Source organism: Kribbella monticola, from assembly GCF_003261635.1.
Lineage (GTDB): Bacteria > Actinomycetota > Actinomycetes > Propionibacteriales > Kribbellaceae > Kribbella > Kribbella monticola.
The window spans coordinates 26,442-39,751 of the sequence record NZ_QFXK01000022.1 but is presented as its reverse complement, the minus strand read 5'-3'; the positions used below and the strand labels follow the sequence as shown (position 1 = coordinate 39,751).

Below are 13,310 nucleotides of genomic sequence, written 5' to 3'. Positions count from 1 at the left end.
GGCGGCTCGTGCAGCCGACCATTCCTTCCACGCTAGGGGACCCAATGTCTGATTCCGCTGCCCGGACCATCACCGAGCACGAGCTGGAGCAATGCAAGCAGGCGAACGCCGCGGGGCGTCCGCCGGTCGTTTTCATCCACGGGCTGTGGCTGTTGCCGAGCAGCTGGGAACGTTGGGTGACGCTGTTCGAGCAGCGCGGGTACGTCGCCCTGACGCCCGGCTGGCCGGACGATCCCGAGACGGTGGAGGAGGCCAACGCGCACCCGGAGGCGTTCGCGGGGAAGTCGATCGGCCAGGTCGCCGACCATTTCGAGGAGATCATCCGCGGACTGGACACCAAACCGGTCATCGTCGGCCACTCGTTCGGTGGCCTGCTGACGCAGATCCTGGCTGGACGCGGCCTTGCCGCAGCGTCCGTGGCGATCGACCCGGCGCCGTTCCGCGGCGTACTCCCGCTGCCGATCTCCGCCTTGAAGTCGGCCTTCCCGGTGCTCGGGAACCCGGCCAACCGCAACCGGGCGGTTCCGCTCACCTACGACCAGTTCCGGTTCGGCTTCGCGAACGCGGTCGAGGAGGACGAAGCCAAGTACCTGTACGAGACGTACGCAGTACCGGCGGCCGGCAAGCCTCTGTTCCAGGCAGCGGCAGCCAACCTCAACCCCTGGACCGAGGCGAAGGTCGACACCTCGAACCCCGACCGCGGTCCGCTGCTGATCATCTCCGGCGAGAAGGACAACACGGTCCCGTGGGCCGTCGCGAACGCCTCCTACAAGCAACAGCAGGACAACCCCGGTGTCACCGAGATCGTCGAGCTGGAAGGCCGCGGCCATGCACTGACCATCGACAGCGGCTGGCAGGAGGTCGCCGACACTGCCCTGGACTTCCTCAAGCGCACCGCGTCGTAGCCGCCCCGAGCGGGCAGTTGGCTACAGTCAGCGGGTGATGCGGTGGCGTGAAGGGGTTGTCAGCGGGCTCGGGCGGGGCTGGCCCGGGGCGCAGGAACTGGCCGTGGTGATCGGGGACCGGGCCGTGCGCGCTCTGGCCTATCCGGAGCTGGTCGGGTCGCCTGTGGTGGGTGACCGGGTGCTGCTGAACGTCGGCGCGCTGGACCGTGGGCTGGGGACCGGCGGCTACGCACTGGTGGTCGCGATCCCCGACCGGCTGCCACCTGATCCACCGGAGACGGGCCACCTGGTCAAGGCCCGCTACACACCGCTGCAGTCGATGGTGCTGGGCGCCGACGAGCAGGACTCCCCCGACCACGCCGTACTGCGTGACGCCGACGACCTGTTCGGTACGCCGGTGGTCGTGGCGGACCTGCACTCCGCGCTGCCGGCCGTGCTGGCCGGAGTGTTCGAGGCCAGGCCTACTACGCGCGTCGTGTACGTCATGACGGATGGTGGCGCGCTGCCGCTGGCGTTCTCGCGCACTGTGCCGGCCTTGAAGGACGCGGGCTGGCTGAGTGGGACAGTGACCGTCGGCCAGGCGTTCGGTGGTGACCGGGAGGCTGTGACCGTCCACACCGGCCTACTGACCGCAGTACACGTCCTGGCGGCCGAAGTCGTCGTCATCACGCAGGGGCCGGGCAACCTCGGCACGGGGACCCGCTGGGGCTTCTCCGGCGTTCAGTCGGGCGAGGCGGTCAACGCGATCGGCACGCTCGGCGGTCGCGCAGTGGCGTCGCTGCGGATCTCCGAGGCCGACCCGCGACCACGGCACCGCGGGATCTCCCACCACAGCCTCACGGCGTACGGGCGGGTCGCGCTGCAGCCGGCCGACGTCGTCGTACCGGATCTCGACGGTGACTTCGGCGACCTCGTCCGGGACGCCGCCGAACCGCTGAAGGCGCGGCACCGCGTCGTACGGGTGTCCGTGGACGGCCTGTACGACGCGCTGGCGGCCGCTCCGGTCAAGCTCTCGACGATGGGCCGCAACCTGGACACGGACCGCTCGTACTTCGAAGCAGCAGCCGCCGCCGGGCGCCACGCAGCGGGCCTGGTAGACGTGCCGATGGGGCAGCAAAAGGCGGTCTGAGACTCCGGAGAGTCCCAGACCGCCTTTGAGCACTGCTCAGTTCGAGGGGGTTGCCTCGGGGGTGGCCGGCTTCGGGGCCGGGAACGCGTTCAGGATGTCGATGACGGCGAAGGCGTTGACCGTCTTCCCCTTGTCGTCCTTGCTGGCCGGGAGTTCGACCAGAACGCGGCTGCCGATCGGGATCCCGGCGAGGCCGTCCAGGGCACCGGTCTGGCCGTTCGGACCCGGGCCGACCTGGAGCTGGTCGGTCGGGGCGCCGGGCTGCGCCGGTGCGGACGCCGAGGCCGGCGTGCCGTCCCAGGTGCTGGCCTGCTTCTTGCCGGTGTAGTCGTAGACGACGTAGCGGCCGACGAGCTGGCTGGCCTTCTCGACCGGCTTGCCCTTACCGGTGGCGATCACGACCGGCTTGCCCGGCTTGGCCGGCGGCTTGGTGCCGGCCGGGACCGTGACCTTCGGCTCGGCGTTCAGCTCGCCGGTGACCTTGAACGGGGTGGCCGGCGCGGCGACCGGGTCCGCGTCCAGCTTGGTGTCGTTGGCGGCGGCGCTGACCAGGTCGACGACGAAGATCAGCGTGTCGTCCTTGGTGATGCCGGCCTTCTCGTTACCGCCCGACGGCCCGTAGCCCTTGTCGGCCGGAATCGACATCAGCACGCGGCTGCCGATCTTCTTGCCGACCAGGCCCTCGTCCCAGCCGGAGATGACGCCACCGACGCCGATCGGGAACGACGACGGCGCACCGCGGTCGTAGGAGTTGTCGAACACCTTGTTGTCGCGCCAGATCTGGCCGAGGTAGTTCGCGGTGAGCAGTTCGCCCTTCTTGACGACCGGGCCGTCGCCCTCCTTGAGCACCTCGGTGACCAGGGACTTGTCGGGGTCCCCGTCGCGGTGCGTCACGGTCGGCTTCTTGCCGAACTCCTCGGTCACCTTGATCCCGGACTTGCCGAAGTCGCCTCCGGCTTTGGAATCGTCCGAGCCGCAGGCGGCCAGGGACGACCCCAGCGCCAGCACAGCGACCAGACTCAACAACTTGCGCACGAAACGAGCACCTCGAAAATCTCACGGCGAGGCCCTGGAAACCGCGGGGCCTACCTGGATACGGCCGGATGAACGCCGCCCACCCTAGCCTGCACGGGCAAGCACGCGACCATTCACCTCAGTCACCGTTCGATCACGTCACGCAGCGTCGCACACCAAACTGCCAGCAGGCTCACAGCAACCACCAGTACGCCGTACCGCCGGTTGCCGCGGCCTCACCGACTCGCCCTCTACCCGTTCGTCGTGCTTCCCCCACCACGCCTTTTGTCTTTCACATGCTGGCGATGAGCTTCTCGACCCGTTCGTCGTGGGACTTGAAGGGGTCTTTGCACAAGACCGTTCTTTGGGCCTGGTCGTTCAGCTTCAGGTGCACCCAGTCGACGGTGAAGTCGCGACGACGCTCCTGGGCCCGCTTGATGAACTCGCCCCGCAACCGCGCCCGGGTCGTCTGCGGCGGCACCGACTTCGCCTCGAACACCCGCAGATCGTCGACCACGCGAGTCACCGCGCCCTTGCGCTCGAGCAGGTAGTACAGCCCACGCGGGCGGTGGATGTCGTGGTACGCCAGATCCAGCTGAGCCACCCGCGGGCTCGCCAGGCCGAGGTTGTTCTGCTGGCGGTAGCGCTCGATCAGCCGGTACTTGATCACCCAGTCGATCTCGCGCTCGATCCCGGACAGGTCGCCGGACTCGATCGCCTTCAGCGTCCGCTCCCACAGCGACAGCGCGCGCTCGACCGCCGGCGTACCGAGCTCGCGGCGGTCGACGAAGTCGCGGGCCTTGGTCAGGTACTCACCCTGGATGTCCAGGGCGCTCGCCTCGCGGCCGTTGGCCAGCCGGACCTCGCGGCGCCCGGTCATGTCGTGGCTGATCTCGCGGATCGCCCGGATCGGGTTGTCCAGCGTCAGGTCGCGCATCACGATGCCGGCCTCGATCATCCGCAGCACGAGGTCGGTGCTGGCGACCTTCAGCAGCATCGTGGTCTCGGACATGTTCGAATCGCCGACGATCACGTGCAGCCGGCGGAACCGCTCCGCGTCCGCGTGCGGCTCGTCGCGGGTGTTGATGATCGGCCGGGACCGCGTCGTCGCGCTCGAGACGCCCTCCCAGATGTGCTCGGCGCGCTGGCTCACGGAGTACACCGCGCCGCGCGGCGTCTGCAGCACCTTGCCGGCGCCGCAGATCAGCTGCCGGGTGACCAGGAACGGGATCAGCACGTCGGCGAGCTTCGCGAAGTCGCCGTGCCTGCTGACCAGGTAGTTCTCATGGCAGCCGTAGCTGTTGCCGGCCGAGTCGGTGTTGTTCTTGAACAGGTACACGTCGCCGAAGATGCCCTCGTCGTGCAGCCGCTTCTGGGCATCGACGAGCAGTCCTTCGAGGATCCGCTCGCCGGCCTTGTCGTGCGCGATCAGGTCGGTGACCGAGTCGCACTCACCCGTCGCGTACTCCGGGTGGGAGCCCACGTCGAGGTAGAGCCGGGCCCCGTTGCGAAGGAAGACGTTGCTGCTCCGCCCCCAGGACACGACTCGCCGAAACAAGTACCGCGCCACCTCATCGGGGGTCAGTCGGCGCTGACCGCGAAAAGTGCAGGTGACTCCGTACTCGTTCTCCAGGCCGAAGATTCGCCGGTTCACATCCCCCACCCTACGGCGCGGCTCCGACATCCGTGCCCTGTCTCAGGCGCGCCGTCTTGCTGCGTTATCCCTTTGATGCCGTCAGAGGTCGACCAGGTCGAGCAGCTGACCCAGTTCTTTCTGGTCCAGATCGCGCAGTTCGCCGGTGTGCAGGTTGCCGCGGCGGACCGGGCCGATCGCCGTCCGGGTGAGGCGTTTGACCGGGTGGCCGACCGCGTCGAACATCCGGCGGACGATCCGGTTGCGCCCCTCGTGCAGAGTCATCTGGATCAGGGTCCGGCCCTTGACGGTCGACATGATCTTCACCGTGTCGGCCTGCGCCGGGCCGTCCTCGAGCTTGACGCCGTCGAGCAACTGCCGCAGTACGCCCGGTTTGACGTTGCCGTCCACCTCGGCGACGTACGTCTTCGAGACCTCGTACGACGGGTGGGCCAGCCGGTGCGCGAACTCACCGTGGTTGGTGAGCAGCAGCAGGCCCTCGGTGTCGGTGTCGAGCCGGCCGATGTGGAAGAGCCGCTCGGGACGGTCGTGGACGTAGTCGGCGATGCACGGCCGGCCTTGCGGGTCCGACATCGTGGTGACGACACCACGTGGCTTGTTGAACACGAGGTACGCGTGATCGGTGAGCGGCGGAATGCGCTCCCCGTCGACCCGGATCACCGAGACCGCCGGGTCGACCCTGGTACCGAATTCGGTGACGACGACGCCGTCGACCTCGACCCGGCCCTGCTCGATCAGCAGTTCGGAGTTGCGCCGGCTGGCGATGCCGGCCTGGGCGAGCGCCTTCTGGAGCCGGATCCCGGTCTCCTCGGTGTCACTCATCGCGATCGTCGGCCTCGGCCCGGTACTGCGAACCGTCGGCAACCTCGTCGGCATCCAGCCCGTCAGCCGCGCCCGCCGCCTCAAGGTCCTCGGCCGCCGGCAACCGCTCGTCGTCCTCGTCGTCCTCGTCGGTTTCGTCGTCCTCGTCGATCTCGTCATCCGCGTCGGACTCGGCGGTCACCTCGCCGGCGCCCGATCCGTCCGCATCGTCCTCGATGCCGGAATCGCCTTCAGCACCGTCGAAATCCGCCGCGTCGTCATCAATGTCGTTGCTATCGGCATCTTCTTCACCGGCTGGGATCTCGCCCGGGTCGACGTCGGCCTCGACCGGGTCGCCGCCGGCCTCCAGCTCCTCGGCCGGTTCCAGCTCTCCGCCGTTCTCCTCGGCGGGATCGAACTCTCCGCCGGTTTCCTCGTTCTCAGCCACAGGTTCCTCCACCGCCCCAGTCTCGGCCACCGCCGCGATCGCGTCAGCCTCACCGGCAGTCGCGTCGGCCTCACCGGCTGTTGCCGCGGTGTTCTGGGCGGCCAGTTCTTCTTCCATGTCGTCCATGTCTGGGAGGTAGGGCGCGAGTTCGGGCAGGTCGTCGAGGCTTTGCATGCCCATCCGTTCCAGGAAGTACGAGGTGGTGCGGTACAGGGTCGCCTGCGATTCGGTGTCCGATCCGGCTTCTTCGACCAGGCCGCGGCTGATCAGCGTACGCATCACGCCGTCGACGTTGACACCGCGGATGGCCGAGACGCGCGCACGGCTGACCGGCTGCTTGTACGCGACCACCGCGAGCGTCTCCAGCGCCGCCTGGGTCAACCGCGACTGCTGCCCGTCGAGGACGAAGCGTTCGACGTACTGCGCTGCGTCGGCGCGGGTGTAATACCGCCAGCCGCCGCCGACCTCGCGCAGGTCGAACCCACGTCCCTGCTCGGTGTACTCCCCCGCCAGCTCGTTCAGCGCGTTCGTCACGTCACCGGTCGGTCGCCCGACGGTCCGCGCCAGCGTCAACGCCGGCAACGGCTCGTCGGTCACCATCAGAATGGCTTCCAGCGCCCGCCGCATCGTCTCGTCGTCGACGACAACCTCTTCCCCCGACAACACCCCTTCGTCATCCCCGAACGGCGCAACCTCGGCCGACGCGACCTCGCCCTCGGCCGGAACATCCTCGACCTCGGCCGGCGCATCCTCCACCTCGGCCAACGCGAGCTCGTCCTCCGCCGACGCGACCTCGCCCCCGCCCTCCACCGGCGCGGCTTCGCCGTCCTCCGCGCGGTCGACGACCTGTTCGGTCTCGCTCACCGACTCCAGCGCATCAGCAGTCGCCGCGTCGACAGCGGGGAGGTCGAGTTCGGTTGTGGTCTGGTCTTCGGTCACTGGTCCACCGTCTCGTTCTGGACTGCCGTGTTCTCGGGTTCGGGCGGGTCGTCGACTGTCACCGGCGTACCGGAGGCGAACCACTCCGGTGTCTCGTCCGATACTTCGGGCGCCTCACCCTCGGTCGACTCCGGCGCCGCCACCTCGTCGAACTCGTCGCTGACGTCGATCTCACCGTCGTCGGTACCCGTCCACCGGATCGTCAGCTCCCCCAGCGGCGTCACCTGGTCGAACGCCACCGCTGCCTCCCGGAACAGCTCGAGCAGCGCCAGGAACCGGCACACCGTGGTGACCGTGTCCGGTGAATCCGCGACCAGCGCGCGGAACGTAGTACTGCGCTGGCGCCGCAACCGATCGACGATGACCAGCGCCTGCTCACGAACCGTCACCGCCGGCGCGTGCAAGTGGGTCAGCGAAACGCCTTCAGGAACGTTCTCCTTCGGCGCCAACGCGCGAGCCGCCAGCGCGGCCAACCCGGCCGGGTCGACCCCGAGCAGTACTTCGGGGAGCAGATCGGCGAAGCGCGGCTCCATCCCGACCGCCCGCGGGAACCGCTTGGCCTCTTCCGCCATCCGGTTCTGCATCAGCGCCGCGATCTGCTTGAACGCCCGGTACTGCAACAGCCGCGCGAACAACAGGTCGCGCGCCTCCAGCAACGCCAGATCCTCCGCATCCTCGACATCGCCCTGCGGCAGCAACTGGGCTGCCTTCAGATCCAGCAGCGTCGCCGCGATCAGCAGGAACTCCGACGTCTGGTCCAGGTCCCACTCCGACCCGAGCGCCTTGATGTGCGCGATGAAGTCGTCGGTGACCTGGGACAGCGAGATCTCGGTGATGTCCAGCTTGTGCTTGCTGATCAACTGCAGCAGCAGGTCGAACGGACCCTCGAAGTTGACCAGGTGAACGCTGAAACCCTTGCCCTCGGCCGCGGTCGGCAGCTCCGAGTCGACAGCGCCCGGCAGCTCGATCGGCAGTTCCGAGGTGGGGGCGTCGCTCATGACGAGGCAGGCTCCGTGGCCGACTCGGCGGCCCGCAGCCGCTGCACCAGGACCGAGTCCGGTCCGTGGTCGACGAAATCGGCCAGCAGGACGTCGATCGCCTCGCGGACGATCCGGCCGCGGTCCGCGGTCAGGCCGTGCTCGGCTCGCAACGCGAGTCTGGTCTGTTCCAAACCGAGCAGCTCTTCCTCGGTCACGTACACGGTGATCTTCGTGTCGTGCCGGATCCGGCCACTGGACTTGCGGTCCTCGACGACGGCCGTGCGCGACCGTCCGGTCGAACTCCGGCGGTCGTCGAGCGACGATCCGTCAGTGGCTGTGCGCTTCTCGGGTCTGGTCTGCTTGGGTGCCGCACCCCCGAACAGCTCGCTGGCACCTGGCAGGCTCACCCGACGGGACAACGCGCCAGCACCTCCTTGGCAAGGTCGCGGTACTGGGTAGCCGCTTGGGACGATGGCGCGTACGTCGTGATCGGCTCGCCGACGACCGTGGTCTCGGGGAACTTGACGGTACGCCGGATGACGGTGTGGAACACGCGCTCGTCGAAGGCCTGGACGACCCGGTCGAGCACTTCCCGGGCGTGCGTGGTGCGCCCGTCGAACATGGTGCCGAGAATGCCGACGATCTCCAGCTTCGGGTTCAGCCGGTCCTGCACCTTGCCGATCGTGTCGGTCAGCATCGCCAGGCCGCGCAGCGCGAAGAACTCGCACTCCAGCGGCACCACGATGCCGTTCGACGCGGTCAGCGCGTTCACGGTGAGCAGGCCGAGGGACGGGGCGCAGTCGATCAGGATCACGTCGTACAGCGGGATGATCGGTTCCAGGACGCGCTGCAGCGTGTACTCGCGAGCGACCTCCTGGACCAGCTGGACCTCGGCCGCGGACAGGTCGATGTTCGCCGGCAGCAGGTCGAGGTTGTCCACCCGGGTCGCCTGGATCACCTCGGCGGGGGTGATGTCGCGCTGCATCAGCAGGTTGTAGACCGACAGCTCGAGGTCGTGCGGCTGTACGCCCAGGCCGATCGAGGCCGAGCCCTGCGGGTCGAAGTCGATCAGCAGCACCTTGCGCCCGGTCTCGGCGATCGCGGCGCCCAGGTTGATGGTCGTCGTGGTCTTGCCGACGCCACCCTTCTGGTTGCACATCGCGATCACCTGCGCGGGTCCGCGCCTCGTCGGCGGCAACACCGACGGCAGATCGGGAAGCGGCCGGCCGGTCGGTCCGATCTTGTTCCTCGGACCGTGCGGGTCATTCACAGGTGCCATGTCCTCCGCGGTCAGCTTGGCCGTCGGCCGGGGCATCTCCGCATAGTTGCTGGGTGGGGTGACGACGGTCCGTGCCGGGGACGGCGGCGCGGGCGTGTGCTGAGGGGTCGGTTCTGCTGGCGTGGCGGGCGCCGGGTCCGGGGTCGACGGGATCGGCTCCATCGGCGACGGCAGGTGCTGGGTGCCCGGGAATGTCGACTCGTTCATGACTCGTCAAACCTTTCAACCGATACGGGCGATCCCAGCGACTGTAAGCGTGCATTCAAGCACTCTCAACCAGCCACTCCGCAGCGGGGTCGGTCGGCCTTCCGGACACGGCCGATCACACCGTCAGATTGACCGACCGTGACCGAATGATTGCACACCGCAGACGAATCGCCGCACCAGGGGTCGCCGGTACTACGCGGCATCCGCCCCCGGTTCGCGCCGGTCCATCAGCCAGTTGTAGCCGGAGAACCAGAACAGGATCACCCCGGCGAGCACCGCCAGCGACCAGGCCGGCAACGGACCAGCGAGTACGCCGACCGCGACCGATGCGAGCAGACTCGGCAGCGACCAGCCGAGGAACCACTTCAGCGGGGCCCGGCCGGCGATCCCGGTCAGCACGCTGACCACGAAGTACAGGGTCAGGCCACCGAACAGGTACCAGCGTTCCTTCGTCTCCAGTTCGTGGCCGGCCTGGAGGATCAGCGCGCCGAGGCCGGCCGCGATGGCGATCATGGCGGCGGTGACCCCGAGGTGGGCCGGCAAGGCCTTGGCCGGCTCGAGCGGGGCGGTGGTGCGGGGCGCAGTACTGAATCCGTAGAGGGTGGTCAGCCGCCAGAGTTCGACCAGGAGCACGAAGCCCATCAGCGAGGCGATCACGACGGGAGCGGTCCACTCCAGGTCGGCGTTGGCAGCCACGACCTGGGCGACGGCCTCGCCGAGCACGATGATGACGAACAGGCCGAGCCGCTCGTCGAGGTGACCTCGTTCGACCTTGGCGACGGACAGCAGCGTCGGTTGCGGTGCGTCAGCCGTGGACACCCGATCCTTCGTCAGCAACCTGAGGAACCGGCGATAGGCCTGGCGGTCCAGGTGCTCCTGCCGTTTCTGCATCGCCTGAGTCGTCCGGTCCATCGCCTTCTGGTCACGCGCGCCCATCATCGACGACACCAGGTCGGCCACGACGCCTCCGGCCCACAACCAGTACGCCGTCTCGTCGGGCACCACCAGCGCAACCACCCACGGCGCGGCCATCAGGCCCTGCGTCGCGGGCCAGAACGCGACCACCTGCCCGTCGCTCCCCGCGGACCTTGCCGCGATCAGCCGGCAGAGCAGGAAGGCCACGGTGAAGGCGACCGTCCGGCCACCCGGATGGTGGCTGCCCTCGGGCAGCAAACCGGGCCATACACCGGGAACGGAGGCGGACATCACGCCCACGCCGAGCATCGTCAGCAGGACCGAGCGTTGCCTGGTCCGTTCGCCGGCGATGTTCGCGTAGATGCTGGTCGTGGTCCAGACGCTCCAGATCGCGTAGAACATCGCCGCGCAGATCGCCACCTGACCGACGGTCTCCGCGCCGTGCAGCCGGTGCGAGATCTGCGCCGCGGCCGCGACGACCGTCAGGTCGAAGAACAGCTCCAGCCAGCTCGCATGCCGCTCTTCGGCCACCTTCACGTCGTCCGCCACGGGCGACACCCTAATCAGCCGGACAGGGCACGCGGGTGCGAGGTGGCGTAGACCTCGCGGAGTTTGTCGACCGTGACGAGCGTGTAGACCTGCGTGGTGGTGACGGAGGCGTGACCGAGCAGCTCCTGGACCACCCGGACGTCGGCGCCGCCGTCGAGGAGATGGGTGGCGAACGAATGGCGCAGCGTGTGCGGCGAGATCTCCTTCGCGATCCCGGCGCGCTCGGCCGCACGCCGTAGTACGGTCCAGGCACTTTGCCGGGAGAGCCGGCCGCCGCGGGCGTTCAGGAACAACGCGTGCGAGCCGCGCCCTCGGGCGACCAGATCGGGACGGCCACGCACCTGGTACGCCGCGAGGGCGTCGCGCGCGTAGGAGCCCACCGGTACGACGCGTTCCTTGCTGCCCTTGCCGCGCAGCAGCACCGTGCCGGTCTCCAGATCGACCTCGTCGACGTCCAGCCCGACCGCCTCCGAGATCCGCGCGCCGGTCCCGTAGAGGAACTCCAGCAGCGCGGCATCACGAGTCGCCAGTACTGCGGGCTCCGCCTCGGCGCCGGCCGCCGCGGCAAGGATCCGCGTGACCTCGTCGACCGTCAGTGCCTTCGGCAACCGTTGCGGTGGCGTCGGCGGCTTCACCGCGGCCGCCGGGTCGACCGCGGTCAGCCCCTCGCGCAGGCAGAACTTGTGGAATCCGCGCACCGCGACGACCGTCCGGCCCGCGCTCGACGCGGTGAGCGGCGGATGATCCGCGTCGCCTTCGCGAAGACGCATCAGGAAGTCGCCGATGACCGCCTCGGTGATCCGGCCGAGGCCGTCGATCCCGGTGGTGCCGAGATACTCGCCGTACCGGCGCAGGTCCCGCCGGTACGAAGCGAGGGTGTTGGCGGCCAGTCCGCGTTCGACCGTCAGATGGTCGAGGTACGCACTGACCGCCCGGGTGATCTCCCCGCTCAGACCAGGACCTCGTCGAGCTTGAGCTGGTCGAGGCCGTGCGCTTCGGCGACCGGGCCGTAGGTGACGTGACCGTCGAAGGTGTTCAGGCCGAGCGCGAGGCTGTGGTCGTTCTTGAGTGCCTCGCGCCAACCGAGGTTGGCCAGCTCCACGGCGTACGGCAGCGTCACGTTGGTGAGCGCGTACGTCGAGGTGTTCGGCACCGCGCCGGGCATGTTCGCGACGCAGTAGAACAGCGAGTTGTGCACCTTGTAGACCGGGTCGGCGTGCGTGGTCGGGTGCGAGTCCTCGAAGCAGCCGCCCTGGTCGATCGCGATGTCGACGAGCACGCTGCCCGGCTTCATCCGCGAGACCAGCTCGTTGCTGACCAGCTTCGGCGCCTTCGCCCCGGTGACCAGGACCGCGCCGATGACGAGGTCCGCGTCGAGCACGGCGCGCTCGATCTCGAACGCGTTCGAGGCGACCGTGCGGAGGTGACCCTGGTACGTGCGGTCGGCGTCGCGCAGCCGGGCGATGTTGCGGTCGAACAGCTGCACCTCGGCCTGCATGCCGAGCGCGATCGCCGCCGCGTTCATCCCGGCGACACCGGCACCGATCACGACCACGCGGGCGGCGTGCACACCGGAGACGCCGCCCATCAGGACACCGCGACCGCCGCCGTTGGCCATCAGGTGGTAGGAACCGGCCTGTGGCGCGAGCCGGCCCGCGACCTCGCTCATCGGGGCGAGCAGCGGAAGCGATCCATCCGGAAGCTGGACCGTCTCGTAGGCGATCCCGGTGATCCGGGCGTCGGTCAGCGCCTTGGTGGTCTCCGGGCTGGCCGCCAGGTGCAGGTAGGTGAACAGCACCTGGTCCCTGCGCATCCGGTGGTACTCCTCGGCGACCGGCTCCTTCACCTTGAGCACCAGCTCGGCGTCGGCCCACACGTCGTCGGCGGTCGGCACGATGCGCGCGCCGGCGGCCACGAACTCTTCGTCGGTGAGCAGCGAACCGCTACCGGCCCCTTGCTCGATCAGAACCTCGTGCCCATTACGCACGAACTCGTGCACGCCGGCCGGGGTGATCGCCACCCGGTACTCGTGGTTCTTGACTTCCTTCGGAACTCCGACCTTCACAACTTGCCCTTCTTCCGTATCCAGGTGTGCGGCTCACCTCGCTGTGGTCCGCGGCCCGGCCGTCTCGAGGGGTTGGGAACGCCAGGTCGATGCCGAGTGTAAGCCCGCAAGGTTCATACCACCCGACCGGTTGGTCTTGTTCGGGCCCGACGCGCGGATGTGCGTCCTGCGGTCCGGTTACACTCTCGTAAGACGCCGTGGCGCGACGTGAGGTTGGCCGCCGGATCCACGCTCTGGAAGGCCACTCGGCGCGTTCGCGCAATTTTGACGCAAATCTTTCGTTCGCCTTAACACCTGCTTTGCACAACGCCGCACGCCTGCTTTGGACAACGCAGCAGACCTGCTTTGTCCTGATGGACAGAGCCCTGCCAAGTGACTGTCCAGTACCCCGTTCCGAAACGATCGGTGCGGTGGCGGCTGGCATC

General features: G+C 68.6%; 12 protein-coding genes. 2 read left to right on the top strand and 10 right to left on the bottom strand.

Annotation, left to right across the window (positions count from 1 at the left end):
- The first annotated feature begins 44 nt into the window (after positions 1-44).
- Together DIZ26_RS09280 and DIZ26_RS09275 are read left to right on the top strand one after the other, a co-directional pair.
- Positions 45-905: an alpha/beta hydrolase gene (locus DIZ26_RS09280; RefSeq protein WP_112239392.1), complete on the top strand. Its 861-nt coding sequence runs from the start codon at positions 45-47 to the stop codon at positions 903-905.
- A 37-nt stretch (positions 906-942) separates the two neighbouring features.
- On the top strand, positions 943-2,034 hold the full coding sequence (locus DIZ26_RS09275) for a DUF3866 family protein (RefSeq protein ID WP_112239390.1): 1,092 nt from the start codon (positions 943-945) through the stop codon (positions 2,032-2,034).
- Positions 2,035-2,070: 36 nt separating this feature from the next.
- Here DIZ26_RS09275 and DIZ26_RS09270 read toward each other — a convergent pair whose 3' ends face one another.
- The 10 genes from DIZ26_RS09270 to ald all read right to left on the bottom strand — a co-directional run bounded on the left by DIZ26_RS09270 (position 2,071) and on the right by ald (position 12,885).
- Positions 2,071-3,069 (bottom strand): FKBP-type peptidyl-prolyl cis-trans isomerase, encoded by a 999-nt coding sequence (locus DIZ26_RS09270; RefSeq protein ID WP_112239388.1) that lies wholly within the window; start codon positions 3,067-3,069, stop codon positions 2,071-2,073.
- 271 nt (positions 3,070-3,340) lie between these two features.
- Complete coding sequence (gene pafA / locus DIZ26_RS09265) at positions 3,341-4,702, bottom strand: Pup--protein ligase (protein WP_112239386.1); 1,362 nt, start codon at positions 4,700-4,702, stop codon at positions 3,341-3,343.
- 81 nt (positions 4,703-4,783) lie between these two features.
- Complete coding sequence (locus DIZ26_RS09260) at positions 4,784-5,524, bottom strand: pseudouridine synthase (RefSeq protein ID WP_112239384.1); 741 nt, start codon at positions 5,522-5,524, stop codon at positions 4,784-4,786.
- On the bottom strand, positions 5,517-6,890 hold the full coding sequence (scpB, locus tag DIZ26_RS09255) for an SMC-Scp complex subunit ScpB (protein ID WP_232828215.1): 1,374 nt from the start codon (positions 6,888-6,890) through the stop codon (positions 5,517-5,519). Before scpB ends, DIZ26_RS09260 begins: the two co-directional genes overlap by 8 nt.
- Positions 6,887-7,888 carry a segregation and condensation protein A gene (locus DIZ26_RS09250; RefSeq protein ID WP_112239382.1) on the bottom strand — a complete coding sequence of 334 codons (1,002 nt, stop codon included), beginning with the start codon at positions 7,886-7,888 and terminating at the stop codon, positions 6,887-6,889. The genes scpB and DIZ26_RS09250 overlap by 4 nt, the downstream gene beginning before the upstream one ends.
- Positions 7,885-8,289 (bottom strand): hypothetical protein, encoded by a 405-nt coding sequence (locus DIZ26_RS09245; RefSeq protein WP_112239380.1) that lies wholly within the window; start codon positions 8,287-8,289, stop codon positions 7,885-7,887. Before DIZ26_RS09245 ends, DIZ26_RS09250 begins: the two co-directional genes overlap by 4 nt.
- Positions 8,274-9,149, bottom strand: coding sequence for a ParA family protein (locus DIZ26_RS09240; RefSeq protein ID WP_232828237.1), 876 nt, complete (start codon positions 9,147-9,149; stop codon positions 8,274-8,276). Before DIZ26_RS09240 ends, DIZ26_RS09245 begins: the two co-directional genes overlap by 16 nt.
- Positions 9,150-9,548: 399 nt before the next feature.
- Entirely contained in the window at positions 9,549-10,820 is a 1,272-nt protein-coding gene (locus DIZ26_RS09235; RefSeq protein WP_157979659.1) for a low temperature requirement protein A, read from the bottom strand.
- 14 nt (positions 10,821-10,834) lie between these two features.
- Positions 10,835-11,773, bottom strand: a complete 939-nt coding sequence (gene xerD, locus DIZ26_RS09230; protein ID WP_112239779.1) for a site-specific tyrosine recombinase XerD — start codon at positions 11,771-11,773, stop codon at positions 10,835-10,837.
- Complete coding sequence (gene ald / locus DIZ26_RS09225; protein WP_112239376.1) at positions 11,770-12,885, bottom strand: alanine dehydrogenase; 1,116 nt, start codon at positions 12,883-12,885, stop codon at positions 11,770-11,772. Before ald ends, xerD begins: the two co-directional genes overlap by 4 nt.
- Positions 12,886-13,310 lie beyond the last annotated feature (425 nt).